Annotated in this window: 21 protein-coding genes and 1 tRNA gene; 6 read left to right on the forward strand and 16 right to left on the reverse strand. The window is 42.5% G+C overall.

Annotated elements, in window-relative coordinates; genetic code table 11:
* Positions 1-36 precede the first annotated feature (36 nt).
* Together comGB and comGA are read right to left on the reverse strand one after the other, a co-directional pair.
* The gene (gene comGB, locus M3593_RS04385) at positions 37-1,068 is read right to left on the reverse strand and encodes a competence type IV pilus assembly protein ComGB (RefSeq protein ID WP_251540869.1); all 1,032 of its coding nucleotides are present in this window, start codon (positions 1,066-1,068) and stop codon (positions 37-39) included.
* The gene (gene comGA / locus M3593_RS04390) at positions 1,055-2,104 is read right to left on the reverse strand and encodes a competence type IV pilus ATPase ComGA (RefSeq protein WP_283903834.1); all 1,050 of its coding nucleotides are present in this window, start codon (positions 2,102-2,104) and stop codon (positions 1,055-1,057) included. Before comGA ends, comGB begins: the two co-directional genes overlap by 14 nt.
* A 159-nt stretch (positions 2,105-2,263) precedes the next feature.
* Here comGA and M3593_RS04395 point away from each other — a divergent pair.
* A tRNA-Gln gene (locus tag M3593_RS04395) sits at positions 2,264-2,335 on the forward strand.
* A 54-nt stretch (positions 2,336-2,389) separates the two neighbouring features.
* On the opposite strand, the gene M3593_RS04400 is transcribed toward M3593_RS04395, so the two are convergent.
* Positions 2,390-2,743, reverse strand: coding sequence for a Spx/MgsR family RNA polymerase-binding regulatory protein (locus tag M3593_RS04400; protein ID WP_144476285.1), 354 nt, complete (start codon positions 2,741-2,743; stop codon positions 2,390-2,392).
* Between the two features lie 193 nt (positions 2,744-2,936).
* Between M3593_RS04400 and M3593_RS04405 the strand changes: the two genes are divergently transcribed.
* Complete coding sequence (locus M3593_RS04405; protein WP_144476282.1) at positions 2,937-3,638, forward strand: helix-turn-helix transcriptional regulator; 702 nt, start codon at positions 2,937-2,939, stop codon at positions 3,636-3,638.
* 79 nt (positions 3,639-3,717) lie between these two features.
* On the forward strand, positions 3,718-3,963 hold the full coding sequence (locus tag M3593_RS04410) for a DUF2626 domain-containing protein (RefSeq protein ID WP_079509735.1): 246 nt from the start codon (positions 3,718-3,720) through the stop codon (positions 3,961-3,963).
* Between the two features lie 56 nt (positions 3,964-4,019).
* Here M3593_RS04410 and M3593_RS04415 read toward each other — a convergent pair whose 3' ends face one another.
* Positions 4,020-5,111, reverse strand: coding sequence for a class I SAM-dependent methyltransferase (locus M3593_RS04415; RefSeq protein ID WP_144476279.1), 1,092 nt, complete (start codon positions 5,109-5,111; stop codon positions 4,020-4,022).
* Positions 5,112-5,281: 170 nt separating this feature from the next.
* Positions 5,282-5,917, reverse strand: a complete 636-nt coding sequence (locus M3593_RS04420; RefSeq protein WP_251540871.1) for an MBL fold metallo-hydrolase — start codon at positions 5,915-5,917, stop codon at positions 5,282-5,284.
* A gap of 150 nt (positions 5,918-6,067) precedes the next feature.
* Between M3593_RS04420 and M3593_RS04425 the strand changes: the two genes are divergently transcribed.
* Both M3593_RS04425 and M3593_RS04430 read left to right on the forward strand, forming a co-directional pair.
* Positions 6,068-6,547, forward strand: a complete 480-nt coding sequence (locus M3593_RS04425; protein WP_251540873.1) for a hypothetical protein — start codon at positions 6,068-6,070, stop codon at positions 6,545-6,547.
* Between the two features lie 115 nt (positions 6,548-6,662).
* Positions 6,663-6,836, forward strand: coding sequence for a DUF2759 domain-containing protein (locus M3593_RS04430; protein WP_144476271.1), 174 nt, complete (start codon positions 6,663-6,665; stop codon positions 6,834-6,836).
* A gap of 62 nt (positions 6,837-6,898) precedes the next feature.
* On the opposite strand, the gene M3593_RS04435 is transcribed toward M3593_RS04430, so the two are convergent.
* From M3593_RS04435 to M3593_RS04460, 6 genes are all read right to left on the reverse strand, one after another.
* Entirely contained in the window at positions 6,899-7,213 is a 315-nt protein-coding gene (locus M3593_RS04435) for an MTH1187 family thiamine-binding protein (protein ID WP_251540881.1), read from the reverse strand.
* Between the two features lie 24 nt (positions 7,214-7,237).
* A complete protein-coding gene (locus tag M3593_RS04440) occupies positions 7,238-8,389 on the reverse strand; it encodes a YqgU-like beta propeller domain-containing protein (RefSeq protein WP_251540883.1) in 1,152 nt (383 codons plus the stop codon).
* A gap of 229 nt (positions 8,390-8,618) precedes the next feature.
* The gene (locus M3593_RS04445; protein ID WP_144476262.1) at positions 8,619-10,508 is read right to left on the reverse strand and encodes an LTA synthase family protein; all 1,890 of its coding nucleotides are present in this window, start codon (positions 10,506-10,508) and stop codon (positions 8,619-8,621) included.
* Between the two features lie 272 nt (positions 10,509-10,780).
* Positions 10,781-11,758, reverse strand: coding sequence for an ROK family glucokinase (locus tag M3593_RS04450; protein WP_144476259.1), 978 nt, complete (start codon positions 11,756-11,758; stop codon positions 10,781-10,783).
* Between the two features lie 6 nt (positions 11,759-11,764).
* Entirely contained in the window at positions 11,765-11,980 is a 216-nt protein-coding gene (locus M3593_RS04455; protein WP_144476256.1) for a YqgQ family protein, read from the reverse strand.
* Between the two features lie 166 nt (positions 11,981-12,146).
* Positions 12,147-13,607: a spore germination protein gene (locus tag M3593_RS04460; RefSeq protein WP_251541273.1), complete on the reverse strand. Its 1,461-nt coding sequence runs from the start codon at positions 13,605-13,607 to the stop codon at positions 12,147-12,149.
* Positions 13,608-13,773: 166 nt separating this feature from the next.
* On the opposite strand from M3593_RS04460, the gene M3593_RS04465 reads away from it, so the two are divergent.
* Positions 13,774-14,655, forward strand: a complete 882-nt coding sequence (locus M3593_RS04465) for a hypothetical protein (RefSeq protein ID WP_144476253.1) — start codon at positions 13,774-13,776, stop codon at positions 14,653-14,655.
* On the opposite strand, the gene M3593_RS04470 is transcribed toward M3593_RS04465, so the two are convergent.
* The 5 genes from M3593_RS04470 to M3593_RS04490 form a co-directional block, all read right to left on the reverse strand.
* Entirely contained in the window at positions 14,627-16,165 is a 1,539-nt protein-coding gene (locus M3593_RS04470) for a rhomboid family intramembrane serine protease (RefSeq protein ID WP_349654824.1), read from the reverse strand. The two genes, M3593_RS04465 and M3593_RS04470, sit on opposite strands and share 29 nt — an antisense overlap.
* A gap of 149 nt (positions 16,166-16,314) precedes the next feature.
* Positions 16,315-16,512, reverse strand: coding sequence for a hypothetical protein (locus M3593_RS04475; RefSeq protein WP_144476247.1), 198 nt, complete (start codon positions 16,510-16,512; stop codon positions 16,315-16,317).
* Positions 16,513-16,667: 155 nt separating this feature from the next.
* Positions 16,668-17,618, reverse strand: coding sequence for an L-lactate dehydrogenase (locus tag M3593_RS04480; RefSeq protein WP_144476242.1), 951 nt, complete (start codon positions 17,616-17,618; stop codon positions 16,668-16,670).
* A gap of 163 nt (positions 17,619-17,781) precedes the next feature.
* On the reverse strand, positions 17,782-18,570 hold the full coding sequence (locus tag M3593_RS04485; RefSeq protein WP_251540885.1) for a DUF92 domain-containing protein: 789 nt from the start codon (positions 18,568-18,570) through the stop codon (positions 17,782-17,784).
* A complete protein-coding gene (locus M3593_RS04490) occupies positions 18,560-19,129 on the reverse strand; it encodes a 5-formyltetrahydrofolate cyclo-ligase (RefSeq protein ID WP_251540888.1) in 570 nt (189 codons plus the stop codon). The genes M3593_RS04485 and M3593_RS04490 overlap by 11 nt, the downstream gene beginning before the upstream one ends.
* Positions 19,130-19,213: the final 84 nt, after the last annotated feature.

The raw sequence follows: 19,213 nt of genomic DNA on the forward strand, positions 1-19,213 counted from the left end.
TATTCATTTCTCCTTTTTTTAACTAATTGACCTGATTTAAATCCCTTTCATCATCTGGAACATTGGCAGCAGGATAGCCAGATACAGGGAGATGACCAGCAGGCCAATGAAGCTGTATAACACTGGCTGCACCGTTTTCATTGATTTCTCCATTTTTTCTTCAAGTTCTTTAAGGCAATGCCGGCTGTAAAAATAAAGCTCCTGATCCAGCTTTCCATTCTTTTGACCGTGTCTGATGATTCTTGGCAATTCAGCTTCAAAGAACGGATAATCACCCACCGCCCTGTCAAAATCCTCACCAGCTGCCAATTTCAAGATAATATCCTTTCCGATTTCACTTGAAAATGGTTCATGGTGATTTTGCTCAAAGACCTTTAAGGCATCGTGAACCGGAAGCCCTCCTGAAAACAGATAGCTTAGCTGGACTGCGAAGGAATGGGAATAAAGAAGTTTGATCAACCCGCCTGCAAACGGAAGCTTCACCAGTTTCGTTTTTTGTTGTAAGACTGGGAGTTTCCTGAATTTCATTTTGTAATAGAGGGTTAGCAGCACAGAGAGGCTGAGAAGAAAATAAAATAGGAAGGGAACAATGTCATCAGCAGCACCAATGGCTGCCATAAAAATATTCGGTGCCATGTTCATATCCGAAAAAAGAGAGGTGAATTTCGGCAGCAACACCTTGTTGACGAAGAAAAATAAGATGAATGTGAGTGCTGCCAGGAACAATGGATAAGCGGCCAGCTTTTTCAACCTCTGATAATCGGCTTCACGTTTCAATACCATATCTGATCCTTCAGTGACCGCATGGGCCAGCCCGCCGTGCTGCTCGGCAAAATAAACATAGCTGATCAAATCTCTTTTGAAATTTAATTCAGCAAGGATTAAATATAGAGGAAAGCCTTCACGCAGCTTATCGAGACTTCTTTTGATATCCGCTTTCCTCTTCATCTCCAGATGGAAAGTCATCGATTCAATCGCTTCTGCTAAAGAATATCCCTGCGAAAGCAGCTCCCCTGTCCTTTTCAGGAATCTGGCCTGTTCTGCGACAGGCCACTTATTCTCCTTCATTTAGAACCCACCTCTGGTATTCCGATTCCTTGATAAATCCGAGAGCGATGCCTTTCTTGATAGCATCTTTGAGCGTTTTGTAGTGGTAATTCTGATGTTCACCTTTTGCTTCCTTCAATACAGCAGATAAATCCCGTCCCGTAAGAATTTCAAACACATTTCCTCTTTTGCCGCTTCCTGAGGAATAGCAAAACGGCGAGCAAGCATCTTCACAATAAGGACATGTCAGTTCAACAAGCCTTTGTGCGGTTACTGCGATCAAGGTCTGTTCGATTTCAAGCCAATTGATCCCGAATTCAATCAGCCTGTAGATTGCTCCCCTTGCATCCCGTGTATGCATCGTAGTCAGCACCAAATGCCCAGTCAAGGATGCCCTTATCGCTGTCTCTGCAGTCTCCTTATCCCTGATTTCCCCGACCATAATGATATCCGGATCATGTCTGAGGATTGCCTTTAAGCCGGCAGAATAAGAGATTCCGGCCCGTTCATTGACCTGGACCTGAAGCACTGATTCACTCGGTTTTTCAATGGGATCTTCGAGTGTGATGACGTTGCGATTAACCATTTCCGATGTTTCGGACAGCATAGAATACAATGTTGTGGTTTTGCCGCTGCCTGTAGGGCCGGTAAAAATAATCAGACCATGTGCATGTTTTAAAAGGGAAATTAATTTTTTCGATGTGGATGGGAATAATGATATTTGGTATGAAGGAATATGGTTTTGTTCGGGAAGGAGACGTATGACCATGCTTTCGTTCTGGTAGGCTGGCAGTGTGGAGATTCTCAAACCAATTTTTCGATCGTGGTCCTGGTAAGTAAAGGCTCCACTTTGCGGCCTTCTCTTTTCGCCTATATCCATCGAAGCGGTGAATTTAAAATGGGAAATGAGCCGTTCGCAATCAACCTGTTCTAGGGTGTACCGGGGCAGCAGCTGATTGCCAAGCCTGAATTTTACCAGGGTGTCTCTCTCTCGCGGGATAATATGAATGTCCGAAGCGCCGCTCTTTAAAGCATCTTTTAAAATATTTTCCGCCAATAGTTCAATTGATTTTACAATAGGGATGCACCACCTTTTTTGTTATACAAAGGGATTCTACATAGCACTTCCTGTTCCTGCGAAAAAAATGGAGTAAATGTGTATAATTAGTGACAGTTCGATTCATAATAACTACCGTACCATCAATATCCTCATCATTGGGCTATAGCCAAGCGGTAAGGCAACGGACTTTGACTCCGTCATGCGTTGGTTCGAATCCAGCTAGCCCAGCTATTATTGGATTTTATTCCAAAAAAAAAAAACGGAAGCATTCCTTCCGTTTTTTTATTTGGCGATTTTTTTCAGCGCATCAGGATTGAATCCAACAATTAGCTTTTTCCCATCAGTCAAAATTGGACGCCTTAGAAGCTTGGGTTCTTCAATCACAAGATTGATCACTTCTGAAAGTGATAATTCATCGACATTAAGTTTGAGATTTTTAAAGGTTTCTCCCCTGGTCGCAAGCAGTTCATCGACGCCTTCTGTCGTCAACGTCAATATCTCCATCAATTCCTTCTGGTTTGGGGTATCTTTGAACAAATGACGTTCATTGAATTTCACGCTGTTCGAAATCAGCCACTTTTTCGTTTTACGACATGAAGTACAGCTCGGATAAGAAAAAAACGTCAGCTCTTCCATTAAGGTTACCTCCTGGCGAACAAAATTATCTTCTGAATACATTGTATAACCTTTGTATAAGTTTTGTATAGTATTTTGTCATCATTTCGCCATTTAGTTGTGAACATTTTCTAAACATATAGTGTAAACAGTGTAAACCTTATTTTCCCTTGTATTATAATGAAGGCAAATTAGTGGTCTGAGGTGAAATAAGGTGGAGCAAACATTAAAAATTACAAGTGTTTTGTCTGATCCAACGCGTTATTATATTTATCAATACATCACAAAAAGGCATAAAGATGTGACTGTGCAGGAAATCGCCGACAATTTTGAAATTCATCCCAATGTAGCAAGGCTGCATTTATCAAAGCTCGAAGACGTGAACATGCTGATTTCGGAGACAAAAAAGACTGGCAAGGGGGGACGCCCTAGCAGGCTATACCGCTTGTCAGACGAAGTCATCCAGCTGCATTTCCCATTCCGTGATTATCAGCTGCTGTCAAAAATCGCCATGACGACAATGATGTCACTCGGTGAAGCCGGAAAGAAGGCTTTGTATCTGACCGGAAAGCGATTTGGCACAGAACTCATGGAACAGGAGATGTCACGTCACCCGCAATTGTCAGAAGAAATGACGTTTGAACATAAACTGAACTCAATTAAGAATGCTGCCACGCTTGCTGGTTTCTATCCAGAATTTGAACCTAATAGTGAGAAGACAAAAATTTATTTCCAGATTTTCAACTGCCCTTTCAAGGAAGTTGCCATGGAGCATACTGAAACGGTGTGCAATATGCATTATGAGTTTTTGCGGGGAATGTTTGAATCCCTGTTTGGGGAAATTGAACTGATTGAAAAAGAAAATATGTTCACAGGCTGTGATTCTTGTTCATACCAGGCTGTTATCGCACAATAATCAATCCTTGTTTACTTTTCACTCCACTTTACTTTATAATATGATAGTGATGGACATGTAGGGTAAAGGAGGGATATCTTTGGATCGTATGTACAGAGTTTTAGGATTCTGGACGGGAATCTTTGCTGTCATGTTTTTCTTGGGTGACATGTATACAACGTCCTTGATTTTCTTTGGTCAAACTGGATTTTTCTTGCTTTTAAGTTACTTGAAACTGTCTGAGCGTATGTACATCTACGTCTTCGGCGCATACTTAACGGTTTTCTTTGCAGGTTTTACTTACTGGTCAACATTTATGATGCCACTAGGTGGAGCTGGACATTGATCCATTGTGCACGCTCAATAAAAAAAGCGATGGTCATCCATCGCTTTTTTTATTTCTTAGAATAATTTTTGTACCGATTCCCCCAGGCCCTTCCCCTGGATGACGACATCAAATGACTGGCTGATTCCGCCCGGGAGGATCAGGCTGCGTATTGCACGATTTCTTTTGCTTGCCTCGGAAAATGGATTCGGGTCTTGATGCTGCCCTAGTTCATCGAGGATGCCAGCAGCAATCAGGAATTCATCCTGCCTCATTTTCTCCAGGAATTCCAAACCGAATGATTCACCGATATCTTTGAGAGCATCAAAATGCACGTGGCTGGTGAGGTCCATTTCGCCGGGATGCTCCAGGATGTCATGGTACATCTGATGATTGTAATAGCCTCTTAAGCTCCCCTGTCTCCGTGATGGATGCATCCATTCATCCTTTGTATATCCGTAATCCACCGTCACCAATAAGCCTTTATCCAGTTTTTTTGCTATCGAGTTAATGAATGGTTCCATGGCAAGTGGAATTTCGATCCTTTGTCCTTCAGCAAGCACGAATTGCTGATCATTAAGAAATCTAATAATCCGTTCATCCGAAACAGGAACTTTTATTTCTTTCAATTGATCATCCTCGCTGGCAACAAAGACCTCGTGCACGATGCCTTCAATCTTTTCAACGACATGGACAGGAAAGGCATCAAATAACTCATTGGAAAAGATCATTCCCTTATGCATTTCTGTTTCTGCATATGTATCACCATGTACGATGATGACATCTTCAAGCCCTGCCAGCTCTGCATTCTGCAGACTTCGATGATAAGGACTTTTTTCAACAATATAATATGTCAGTGTTTCTGCGTTCATTTCCTTCCAACCTTCAATGAATGCCCGTGCAAAACGGCCGTTTCCAGCTCCGATTTCACAAACAGATGGCGGAAGGCCGAAATCACTCCATTTTTTCGCATACCACTTCCCTATTAATTTGCCAAACACATCAGATACATTGCTTGATGTGTAAAAATCCCCTTTTTTTCCGATTTTTTGGCGTTCCTTGATATAATAACCTTCCTCTGGATGATAGAGTGCAAGCTGCATATAGTCCGCATATGTGATCATCCTTTTTGGCGAGACTGCAATAAACTCTTTGATTATTTCTTTCATAATGACTCCTTGAAAAAGGTTTTCACTATTGACATAGTGTATTCTTTATTATAAAGTTTTACTAGTAGCTTAACTATATCCCCTCCCATGATATGAATAGAACATCCCCCAGAAAAGCCCTTCTCAGTCGAGAAGGGTTTTTCTAGTTTTCAAGCCCAATTTTTCAAAAATTAAAACCCATTCAAAAATGGATTTGAGTCCATTTCCATACCAATCGTCGTTGCTGGTCCATGACCAGGCAGTACCTCGGTTTCCTCAGGCAATACCAGCAGTTTATCGTGAATGCTTTTAATTAACTGGTTATGGTTTCCTCCCGGCAAGTCGGTTCTGCCGATGCTTCCCTGAAAGAGGGCATCACCTGCCAGCACAAAATTCGCCTTCGGGAAGTAAAAGGATACACTCCCCGGTGAATGCCCTGGTGTCTCCAAAACTTCGAACTTGAAACCCCCGATGAACATCTCACCTTCATCTTTGAACAAATGGTCCGCTGCTCTGGCTTTGATTGGCTCGTTCAGCATAAAGTGTTTTGATCCATTAAGTGCAGGATCGGTGAGCCAGTCTTTTTCTTTTTCATGGATAAAGACCTTTATGCCATACTTATCCCTTATTCTATCAACTGCACCGATATGGTCGAAATGTGCATGTGTCAATACAATCGCTTCAGGCTTGAGTTCGAGCTGTTCGATTACCGCACTCAACTTCCTTGGGTTTTCACCAGGATCCACAATCAGGCATGAATGATTTTCATCGTAAACGACATAACAATTCGTCTGCAAAGGACCCAGAGGAATCTGTTTCCATTTCATTGTAAGCAGCCTCCGCTTCTTCTTTGTAATATGTATATTTTTATTTTACACTAATGTTAGACAAGTTTTAAGAATTTATAAGAAAGCATAAGCCGGGAAGGGTGCTCATGAAATTTTCGGATTGATCTTGATTGGATAAGGAGAAAACAAATGAATTTTGTCATTGCTATGGAAGCAAACCCTTTTATTGAGCAGCTGTCCGATTTTCAGGAAGTACTTTTGCAGGTTGCTCCACCGCATCTAATTTATGAAAATTACTATATATATATCGAGCAAAAGGATGCAGATGAAGCGATTGGATTACTCAGGGAAGCTGACTTGCTTGAATCAACTCATCTCCTGGTCAAAACAGAAGGCTGCGCCGGGGAAGATTTCTTCGACTATGGTTTCCAAGTGGATGGCGAAACCTATTTATTCGCTGATGAACTGTCAGCGTTCCGAATTTTGGATGGCACCGGCATTCAAATGGAGATGGCCCTGATTCAATTGGAGGAACATCTCGTATTTAAGGCTGCAAATGGAATTTATTTTGCGGCAAACCACTATACTGAACTAATAATGGGTATAGTAAAAGCATATGGCGTGAAAGTTGAATTTTTAGACCTCGACAAATGGTGTAAAAAAATATAAAATAAAAAACGAGTGTATGCTTGTCATTACATACAGGCTGCCGCCTAAATTACAACCAAACATTTTTTCAAAAAACAGACTTATTGTCTGCCTAATTTATGAAGGGGGCTTTATCATGGGATTGGCAATTATCTTCGCTTTAGTTACTCTGCTAGCCGGTTACGCAACTTTCTCGGCACTTAAAAACAAAAACATTCTTGGAATCGTATTCGGCGGAGGAACATTCCTCGTTATTGGCTGGTTCACGGTCATGACAGTCCTTAACCACGGATTCCCGACAGCACACTAATCGAACCACAATAAAAGACCACCTTTCTCAGGTGGTCTTTTATATTTGTTACATATTTCAAGCTATTGCTTGAGCAATTCGTTAACCCTGTTGACTTTATCCTCCATCTTTCTTTTTACATCCCGTCTGTCATCAATCCGGATATTAGTGGCCACCCGCTGAATGCCCTTATTGAACGGCGCTTCATGGATTGCCTGGACCACTTCAAATAAAACAGGCAGCTCACCCTCAATCAATGTATTCATGGGAGTAAGTTGATAACGGATTTTACCGTGCTCTTCATAATTTTTTAGGATCCGCTGGATATCAGCCACATAGGAACTGACACTTGGTGTCTCAGTTCCGATTGGAATCACTGTTACATCTACAATTGCCATCTTAATCTCTCCTTACTGAACGAATTATTGAACGAGTTCAATGATCTCCTTCGTATCGATATTCATCACTCTTTCTAACTGGAAACCATACAGGCACATTTCACCGGAAGGCGAGCAGGAAAGTGGTTCATTTGCCAGTTCAGAGAAAACCATTTCCTCTTTATCCTCCCCAAACTGATACTTCATTAAGTCAAAACCGCCTTCATAAAGATCTGCCTCACCCTGCTCCTTCGCCCGCAGATACATAAAAGCCTTTCCATCATCCATTAAATCATAAAAAGGAACAACCCATCCAGAAAAAGATGTCAGCAAAGGAGCGGTTAAACTGCCAGCAGAATGGATCCCTTCCCTGGTGAAGGTGTATAATCCCAATCCTGGATTTTCGCCTTCAGCTACCTCGATGGTCAATAAATACTTTCCTAATGAATCAAATTGATACACGTCCTCAAACAATGTTTTAGAATGATTCCCGCTGATAGAAAAAGACTTCAACGGCGCCTTTAACGATATTTCATTCTCATCCCATTGTTGATATATAAGCATATCCTCCGAAATCCACCTGACAAAAGGCTCAGGCAATTGGAGTTCTTTCAGGCTGTTCTCCTTTAAATTTAATAAATATGTGTTGAAATCCCATTCTTCTGTAAAAGCAGAAACAATAAGTAAATCGTCATTGAAAGGATTCCATTCAAAGGACAATTCATATGATTCAATTTTCCCAGAATATAATTCCTTTCCTGATAAATCGATGACAGTAAGAACCCCTTCTTCAGATGCGGAACTGTGAATCATTACCTTATCCTTTTTGGGACTGATCTCAGCCGTGATGATTGGCTGGCCGCTTTTGTACAGCATTGTCGATTGTCCTGTTATAAGGCTGTAAGAATAAAGGATTGAACTGCTTTCGTTTTTATTTGAAATATAAAGTATCTCTGTATTACTCAGCCATCCTGAAGCCTTACTAAATTCCTCTTGCACGCCTAGCTTGATCGGAATGACCTCAGATCCTAAAAAGGATATCCCTGGAGTTTCTTTTATTCGATCAAGGCTGTGACTGGCATCTTTATGGAGTGATACATCCAGCTGCTGAGAGCACCCGGAAAGGATGTATGCAGAAGTGGCGATAATGAGCACAATCCATCTGACATAAGGTGTTTTATATGTATTTTCCTTCATTTGCTGCACTCCTACACCACCTTTTTGACAATGTATATATCTGTACGTTAAGAACAGCTAAATGTTTCAATGATTTTTGAAAAATCCAATAAAATTTACATTTGTTACCGCCATTGATGATAACATACACCTCTTTAGGTAAAAACTCAATTTTAAAAAACACAAGTCAATTTGATTTTCTTTGCATAACAAAAACCTGCGCTCCAGGGGCGCAGGTTTTTTACAGGTATTACTCTTTTGAATTCGAATCAGAAAGATCATTGCCTTGACTTTGCTCACCATAGAATCTCAGTAAATCTCCGTAAATAATTTTATCGGAGTACTCAAGTTCACTATCCGCAGATTCAAAATAAGGTGCGCACGCATCCTGATCTGTCGGTTCACCTGTGTCTTTATCATAGCAGGTCTCACGAGTGAACACATGATCCTTGGTGATGAAGCTGCCATCGCGAAGAACAGCAAAGTCACGCCGGTCCTTGGCAAACAGGTCAGATCCGAAATCGATATTATTCTTAGTGTCGATTCCCAGTAAGTGCAAGATTGTCGGTTTGATGTCTATCTGTCCTCCGACTGTTGTCATTGTCTTGCCCTCCTGCCCAGGGATATGGATGATCAACGGCACCTGCTGCAGCTGCGTGCTTTCAAATGGCGTGATTTCCTTGCCAAGATACTCACTCATCGCTTTATTATGGTTATCAGAGATTCCGTAATGGTCTCCGTATAGAATAATGATCGAATCTTCATACAAGCCTTCATCTTTTAATTTCTGGATGAACTGCTTAATGGCTTCATCCTCATACCTGACAGTCGGGAAATAATTGTTGACTGTCTTATCATTTGACGTATATGGCTGTATATATTGATCTTCCTCACTCAACTCGAATGGGAAATGGTTCGTCAATGTGATGAACTTCGAATAGAACGGCTTTGGCATCGCCTTCAAGTGATCAACGGACTGCTGCAGGAAGTCAATATCCTTTAAGCCCCAGCCAACAGAGTTTTCTTCATTCACCTCATAATCCGGCAGTGAGTAGAACCGCTGATATCCTAATGATTGATACATAATGTCCCGGTTCCAGAAGCTCTTGTTATTCGCATGCAAGGAAGCGGTGAAATATCCGTTTTCATTCAGGATTTCCGGTGTGGCGGTATATTCATTTCCAGAGTGCGTAAAGAATACTGCTCCGCGGCTTAATGGATACAGGGAGTTTTCCACCAGGAATTCAGAATCCGAAGTCTTGCCCTGACCCGTCTGGTGATAGAAATTATTGAAGTAATAACTTTCCTTGATGAAATCATTCAGGAATGGCGTAATTTCCTGGCCATTCACGGTTTGATTAATGACAAAATCCTGTGTCGATTCAAGCGAAATCAGGATTACGTTCTTGCCTTTCGCAATTCCAAACATCTCATCATTCGGCGGCAGATAGTTGGCTCGCACATAGTTGTCGATGTCAGCCAGTTCACTTCCGTCGGCCATTGCACGCTGCGCAGAAGACTTCGACTGCAGGAAGGCATCATAAAGGTGGTAATTGTATGTCCCGATATTCTTGACCAGCATTTCTCTGTCGAAAGTTCTTGTCAAGAGTTGTGGACGCTCTGTTTCAGCCATTCCCATATTGAATAAAGCAATTGCGACAGCAACAAGGAAATAGGCCCGGCGGTCCACTTTGCTATATTCCCGCCATCCCAAAAGAGCTGGTTTAAATTTCATGAGGACGGCTAAAAGGATTATATCCGCAAAATAAAATAAATCACTGAAGTTGATCAGCTCGGTCACACTGCTTCCCAGATCGCTCATATTGCTTGTTTGGAAAAGCACAGGAATGGTCAGGAAGTCATTGAAAAAGCGGTAAAACACGACATTTGCGAACAAAACTGCTGATACTATGAAACTAGTAACCATGATATAGCGTTTCTGCGCTTTTTCTTTCATGAACATGCTGAGTCCGAAAAGTATCATTAGGAAACTCAATGGATTTATGAACAGGATAAGCTCCTGTCTCCAATTTTCAATTTTAATATCGAAGCTGGTCTTATAGGCTATATAAGTCTTCAGCCAAAGCAGGATTGTGGCGATGGCAACTAAAGAAACTTTAGGCCATTTATTGTTTTTCATCCGATTGGTACCTCCCTGTTAATAATAAACAGATCCGGGAATTTTTAGGTTTATTTTTCCATTCTCTCAAGAATCAAAGATAATCTTAATACTTTTTTTCCTAAAAAGCAAACAAAATTAGAAGCTAAAAAAGCGTAGACCATTCATTGTAATTTTCCACTATTATAGACGACTTAAACATGGAAAAGTTTCAAATATGTTCAATTTCCGAAAATTGAAACTTTTAACACAAAAAAATAAGGAGTTTTCTCCTAAAAAACTCCTTCAACATTTTAGTTGTGTCCAATTTTATTTTTAACAAGCCAGGCAGCACCAATCACGCCGGCATCATTCCCCAGGGTAGCGATGCTGATTTCGGTCGATTGCGCTACACGCGGAAAGGAATTACGCAAGAATTGTTCTTTTACTGGGTTGAGCAAGACATCCCCAGCTTTTGAAACTCCGCCCCCAAGAACGATTTTCTCCGGATTGAGGGTATTGGCTATATTTGCAAGGGCGATTCCCAAATGCAAGGCAACTGTATCAATGACTTTCAGGGCCAACTCATCATTCCGTTTCGCTGAATCGAATACGTCCTTGGCCGTTACAATGCCCGTTTCCTTGAACACTGCTGCAAGATCACCTTTAGAAGAATGAGCATTCAATAATTCAACAGCGATTCTTACAATGCCTGTAGCCGATGCAAGGGTTTCAAGACAGCCAGTTTTTCCGCAGTTACAAGGAGCCCCGCCTTCTGCAAGTGAAGTAATATGGCCAATCTCACCTGCAGCGCCACTCACTCCGTGGACAATATCGCCATTGGTAATGACTCCTCCGCCAACACCTGTACCAAGGGTTACACATACCAGATCCTTTGCGCCATTCCCGGCGCCTTTCCACATTTCACCAAGAGCCGCACAGTTTGCATCATTATCGATTACTGCCGGAAGCGAGGTTTCCACTTCAAGCAAGTCCTTTAGCGGATAAGGCTCTCGCCACCCAAGATTCACCGCTTCAAAAATAACGCCGGTAGCCAGGTCAACAGGGCCAGGGGCTCCCATGCCAATTCCGAGGATTTCACTTTTAGAATGCCCTAGCTCCTCCAATTTCGTGTCAATAGTTTTTGCGATATTGACAGTTATGTTTTTCCCTTCGTTAGAAACATCAGTGGGAATTTCCCATTTATGAAGAATTTCTCCATACAAACTGATGAAAGCAAGTTTCGTTGTCGTTCCTCCTAAATCTACACCAACAAGCCATTTTTCAGCCATCAAACGTCACCTTTTCTCTTTTGCTTTTTTTTCTTGTTCCATCCGAATTTCCTGCCTCAAGAGCAAAACCGCAGATTGGTATTCTTTCGTCTCAATCAATTGGGAATTATAAAGTTCCTTCAGCTCCGCGTGCATGAGTTCCAAATCCGCCACCCTGTCGCCTATGTAAATGAATGTCCCGTAATTTTTAAGGAACTGCTGGATATCATAAATTGTCTTCAACTTAATCCCCTCTATTTGTGAAAATAAGAGCATGCGTTACCATACTAAGTATAAAGGATACCTTTTGCCCTCTCAAGTAGGCTGGACAAGATTTTCTGACAAAACCTGCACAAGTTTGCAAAAGGAAAAAGCAGCAATCGGAATTGCTGCTTCTCACAGAAATAGTTTAACGGTCTGGGTCCTGCGGTTTCAATATCCTTGGTCTCCTGTTTTTCAGAGGGATCGGTGACCGGATAAGGACATCCCTGAATGCCCGTGGATTGAAGGGAATGAATGGCCAGAGATACGGTACACCAAACGATTTCATCCTGGCCAGTAAAAGGATGAAAATCACAATGCCGATCAGGAAACCATAAAGATGGAATGCCGCAGTCATGACCAATAAGAAAATCCTCACGAGCCGGTTTGCAAGACTCATTTCGTAACTTGGCGTCGCAAATGTACCAATCGCTGCGATAGCCAGATACAGAATAACTTCATTTGTCAGGAGCCCTACTTCCACGGCCACCTGCCCGATCATCAGCGCAGCCACCAGGCCAAGGGCAGTTGCCAGCGAGGTTGGTGTATGGATGGCCGCCATTCTTAGAACATCTATACCAATTTCAATCAGGAAAAACTGTAAAAACAGCGGAATCTCTCCGGTGTCATTTGGTCCGATAAATGACATCGCTTTTGGCAGCAGTTCCGGCTTGACGGCGAATAAATACCATAACGGCAGCAGAAATAAGGAAGACCATACTGCCAGGAAGCGTACCATCCTTAAATACGCGCCGACGAGAGGCTTATTGCGGTACTCCTCCGCATGCTGCAGATGGTGCCAGAATGTTGTTGGTGTAATCAGTACGCTTGGTGAACCATCGACGATAATGCAAACATGCCCTTCATATAAATGAGTAGCTGCTGTATCAGGCCGTTCCGTGTATCTTACCGTCGGAAATGGATTCCAATGTCGTCCCGAGATAAATTCCTCGATGGTTTTCTCAGCCATTGGCAGCCCGTCCGTATCAATTTTGCTGATTGAGTCTTTTACTTTCTCTACCATCTCAGGATCAGCGATATCCTCAATATAACAAATAACAATATCTGTTTGAGATCTTCTGCCGACCTGCATGTATTCCATTCTCAATGTACGGTCGCGGATTCTCCTTCTCGTAAGCGACGTATTGAAGACCAAAGTCTCCACGAAGCCGTCCCTGGACCCTCGCACTACCCTTTCTGTATCGGGCTCCTGTGGACCGCGTACAGGATATGTCCTCGCATCAATCAGGATGATTTCTGTTAACCCGTCCACTGCAAGAGCGGTCGGGCCGGCCAGTACCATATCGACAACTTTATCAAGGTTGTCAGTCGTCTCTACCTCTACATATGGAATATAAGTCTTGACCAGTTTTTTTAATGTATCAGCTTCAAGGGCGCCTGGTTCCAGCTTGGCCAGTAACTGCATGATATAGAGCATGATGTCGTCCTTGACAAATCCATCTACAAGGAACAGCGCCATATCTCTTCCGGCATATTCGACATCAAGCTGGATCACGTCGAAACTTTTATCGACTCCTAATTCTTCTCTTAAGTAAGCGATATTTTCTTTCAAGTTCGTATGGACCGGATGCTTCTTTTTTTCTGCCATATAATCTACTAACACCTCTCATTACCACCGACCATTATTTTCCTGTCGATTCCTTTTTCCATCTTAGCCAAAAGAATCTAAAAAAATACTTAAAGGCATGTGATCCGGACAAGTATCATATAGTGGTTATACCGACATACCCTATTATCGGAAAAGGATGAGCAGGATGAAAAAGTTATGGTTTTTGAGTATAAGTGTATTGGCAATTATGGTCTCCGCATTTTTGATCCAATTCCAGATTGGCAACACTTCCATCGAGACAATCACATTTTTCCCCTTGAATGATGCGGTTAAGTATAAAAGTGCCAGTACCTCACTAACGCTTTTAAAAGATAAAGTAAACAATCAGCATCAGGTTGACTGGAAGGTCCATTCAAGTTTGGACCGTGAGGCTTACCTCCGGCAGGATATGGGACTTTTGTTCGTCAATGGGCTTTTAAAAGGGAAATTTGCCAAATGGGAGCAGGATACGTCAGATTTATCCCAGGAAGAACTCATCTCATATGGAGAAAGCGCCAGATATGACGCGATTTCTTTTCACTATGCTGAGCTGCATGGTGACGGGAACCGGATCACAAGTGCCCAAAAAATGTCTGATGACATGATCTATGTGGTCGACTCTCAGTTCAGCCCGCTCCAATCATTCACCATCGCCAAAAGCAAGCAGGAGAAGGAATGGAAAAGAGTGCTTGACCAAAGTGTAAGGAACAGGCTTAACCGAAGTTTGAAAATAGCTGAAAACACCTTCAGGTTCAAGGCGGCAGATTATCTATCCGTCCCCCTGGACACAATCAGGAAATATGAAGATCAGTCTATAACAGGTTTTACGAAAAAGGAAACCGCCAACATACTGGGAAAATTGTGGGAAGGATTGTATAAGAATTATTATCTGGGCATAAAAAAAAGCGATGGCACTGCCATTGACCCAAATGGAAGTACCATGCCATTGATTTTGATTGCGAAGGATAAAAGCCATCTGCTGGTTGTCACCCAGACAAGGACCGGAGAAAGCATCGTCCTCAAGCAGCTTCTTCAAGATAGAAATTAATCTGCTCAAGTGTCTTTTTATAGCTTTCTTTTCCAGGATTCAGCTCTACTGCTTTTTTAGCGTATATACGTGCCAGATCAAGATTTTTTTCATCAAAAAAGATTAAGGCAAGATTATAGTACGCTTCATGGAAATTCGGTTCCATCTCGATTACTTTAAGGAGATTCGATTTGGCCTCTTCCAGCCTTCCCAGCTTGATTTCGGTAAAAGAAAGCATGAATAAGGATTCTGATGAGAGCTGCTCCGACTTGCCATACTCTGTAAGCAGGTCATTTGCCTGCTGATATTCCTCTTCTTTAACATGCTGCTGGGCAAGCACTAAAATGGACCTTTCATCGACCAGATCTGCTTTTTCGCTAAAACCATATTGTAATGAGAAAAAGATAGCCCCAATCGTCACTGCCAGAAAGGTGGTTTGAAGCAAAATACGTCTTTTCTTTGGCAGATGGAAGATTCCTGCTGCTGCAAATCCTCCAATCAGGCCTCCTATATGGCCCGCATTATCGATTCCTGGAATGGTAAATCCGAATGCCAGGTTGATGCCAAGTACGACAAGTATATTCAGGCCCAGTGTCCGCCAAAACAACCTTGGTTTTGCTACACCGAAATACAGCAAGGCACCAAAGCAGCCAAAAATCGCTCCGCTTGCACCAGCCGAAAGATTCGGGCTGTATATAAAACTGGCAAGCACTCCACTGAATCCTGCCAGGATGTAAATAACCAAAAATCGAAAATTACCATACAGCCTTTCAACCATTGTTCCTAAATAATATAAAGCCAGTGTATTCATGAACAAATGGAGCAGGCCTATATGGATGAATATCGGCGTGAAAAAGCGCCACCATTCACCTTCAAGAATCAAAGGGTTGAATTTTGCGCCAAACTTAATCAGGGTGGAAGTATCCGTGCTTCCCCCCGCTGCCTCAAGGACGAGAAACATTAATACCTGGATGGCAATGAATATATAGGTGAAAAAGGGTTTTCCATAGTGAAAAACAGATTGTTCTTCCTTTGCCCTTTCTACTGCGTTTAAAAGGGCATTTTTTTTAATGGCCTCGATTACTTCTCCAGAATGTTCCTCAGCAAGATCAATTCTTAATTGGTCATTGAACCTGCTTTCAAGTTTTCCTAAAGCTTCCTCCGCCTTGGCCCTTTCTACCAAAATGGACTCAACAGTCACCTTTCCATTTACAGAAAGATAAGGCTCCGCAAGACGGAATTCATAATCATCCACAGGTGGATATGCACTAAAGTATAGGTTTAGGATCTTTAAGTCCTTTTTAGCAAACTTCCTGCGGATTCTCTCGCCATTTTCAGCAATCAAAATGATGTCACGTTGAAGCCAGTTGCTCCAGTCAAGATTATATTGAAGCAGGCGAATAACCTGCGTTTGCTTGTTTTCTGTCTTCTCCAGCCACAATTCTCCCTGATCCTGTGATGCTTGCAGGATACGGTATTCCTTTTTTACAATCAGGAATTCAGCAACTTTCCAAAACAAATACTCTTCCAAAAAAGCCAACTTCTCCCCTACTTTCCCGCCAAAATCCGGCCACTATGTATTATCTATATTTTTTCCTCTCCAAAATTATTATAAACCAAATAACTTCATACCAGATATAAAGAGGCCTTTAAAGCAGAAAAAGACCTTTTAAGGTCTTTTTACTGGAATTCCGAAGGTCCTGAAAATAATGAACCCATCATCTTGCTTCTGATTCCGGGCAGTCCCATGATCGAACCCACTGCCACACGGCGCAGGAACCTGTTTCCCAGAAGCATATTCATGACCCGGTATCTATTACCGAATACAAGGTATCCCGCCAGGCCAAGCATAAAAATCGAAACCACTTTTCTTGCCATATATATCCCTCCCTTTTTATTTTAGGAATAAAAGCACATTTTTATCCTTTCATACCAAAAAAAGATGGGTTAGAAAATGTTCCATATATAATAGAAGAAAGCGGTTTCAATTTTTAAAAAAGTTACAAGGGCTGCTTTACGGACAGCCCATTTTTTTACGCCTTCAGGACAGGATCCATGACCTTTCTTAAAACCTCTACAGAATGGTCAAATTTTTGCTGTTCTTCTTTTTCCAGCGGCAATTCAACGATCTCCCTGATTCCATTACGATTGACGATCGCTGGTACACCAATGTAGATATCATCGTGTCCGTACTCGCCATCCAGATGGGCGGATACAGTCAGGATGGAGTTCTCATCCTGCAGGATGGCCTTTGTCAATCGAACAAGACCCATGGCGATTCCATAATAGGTTGCGCCTTTACGCTGGATGATGTGATAGGCGGCATCCCGTACATTCGTGAAGATTTCCTCCAGGTCATCATGCCTGTAATCTTCCTGATCTTTAATCATCTTGGCAATCGGCTTCCCGCCAATATCCGCATGGCTCCATACTGGCAGTTCGGTATCCCCATGTTCCCCTATGATATAAGCATGGACATTACGTGAATCCACCTTGAAGTAGTCCCCAAGCAAGAATCTGAATCTGGCTGTATCAAGGATGGTCCCTGAGCCAATGACTCGTTCCTTTGGAAGTCCCGAGTATTTCCAGACAGCATAGGTAAGGATATCAACCGGATTGGTCGCGACAAGAAAAATACCGTCAAAACCGCTGGCCATAATTTCATCTACTATGCTTTTAAAAATCCTCGTGTTTTTCTCCACAAGATCCAGTCTTGTTTCGCCAGGCTTTTGGTTTGCGCCTGCACAGAGTACCACCAGGTCTGCATCCTTGCAGTCAGAATAGGAACCGAACCATATTTTCGTCTGTGAAGGAGCGAACGCCATCCCGTGATTTAAGTCCATTGCGTCCCCTTCAGATTTTTCTTTATTCAGATCGACAAGAACTAATTCCTCTGTTACACCCTGGTTGACCATCGCAAATGCATAACTCGATCCAACGAAGCCGGTACCAACCAGAACAACACGGTTTACACGATTTTTCATATCGCATCTCCCCCTAAGATTATAATTGATGACTTAATTGTACTTTTTTTCACAATGATTATGTATTGCTGTTATACAGAGTAAACGTTATCATTATAAACACTTTGTTACAATTCAATCCAGTTTATTTATGGAAGAAAAATCAAAGCTTTTCAGCTGTGTGTTAGAGGATGCTATATAATAACATTCCCCCCAAGGCCGCTGTAAAACATGAGAGAAAATTGACTGCATCATTATTCATCATGACCAGCCCGGAAACATGACGGGTTGGTTCCGAGCAATGTTGTATTTTCTCTGTGAGCAAATTGCATTTGACGCATGTGAATCCCGCCTGGACATAAGCCCCGAGCAGGGTATCGATCATCGTTCCCGTCACACCCAACAGAAAAACCGCCACTGTCCACCCTGCGCCCATCGCAAACAGGTAATCAGCAGTCAGGGCAATCAACAAGGCACCTCCCGCAGCTGCAGCTGTTCCAACAGTTGAAATCGCACCTGAAGTTCCTCTTGGCACCCTTTTAAAAGATTTGATCGATAATGGCTGTACTTTGCTCAATACGCCTAATTCCGAAGCCCATGTATCACCATTAGCACTGGCAAGGGAGCTCGCCAGAACAATGAACCACACAGGATCGGGGGATATGAAATTAGCCAGACCAGCAAATGCTGCAGTTCCCCCATTCGCTGCTACCTGCGCCCAATCCCTTGCCGAGCCCTTTTCATGTAATTCACCCAATTGTTCCTTGCGCTGGCTTTTATATTTGGACAGCAGGCTGGAGGTGAGGAAGAAAACCCCCAATAACATCATTCCCTTAATTCCAAATCCCGCCCATATCAATATACCCGTCAAAAAAGCCGCGAAAGCCCCAGATGGTTTAAGAAGCTGAAAATAGGCAGACATGCCAGCAACTCCTGCGATAAACCCTATGATCAAAATCTGATCAATTCCCAATATGGATTACCCCTTCGCTGTGAATGATTTTCTGTACGGGTATGTCATGGCTTTCAACGGGGACTTCATCAACCAGTTGATCTTTAAAAGCCAGGGAGACTGTCATTCCCTGGAAGTCTGCCAGGAAACGGTCATAGTAACCTCCTCCAAAACCAAGTCTATAACCGTTATGCGAAAACGCAAGTCCAGGAACCACAACCAAATCGATTTCTCCCCGGCCCACTGAAACGGTCTCGGAGACAATTGGCTCCAACAGCCCATAAAAAACGGTTTCGAGCTGTGAGAATCGCTTCAGTTCCCTGAAATCAAGGCCCCTCGTTTTAGGTTCACATTTAGGGACAACGATTCTTTTGCCCTGCTCCCAGCCCTTCCTGATGAGCTGAAAAGTATCAACTTCAGGAGCCTTCGACACAGTGAGAGCTACTGTTGTCGCTGAAATCCACTCATCAGAACGAAACAGCTGCTGTGCGATTTGATAGGACTGATCTTCATATTCTGGCAGGTTAAGTTTTGACAGTTTTTCCTTTGTCGACTGTCTGAGATTTTTTTTGGTATCCATGCTTCTTTCCCCCAACCCTTTGCTATTTTGTTTGTACCTGACATCTATGTATTAACAATACCATTCACACCATGTGGGAAAAAG

The sequence above is a fragment of the Mesobacillus sp. MER 48 genome (assembly GCF_023714225.1).
GTDB lineage: Bacteria > Bacillota > Bacilli > Bacillales > Cytobacillaceae > Mesobacillus > Mesobacillus oceanisediminis_A.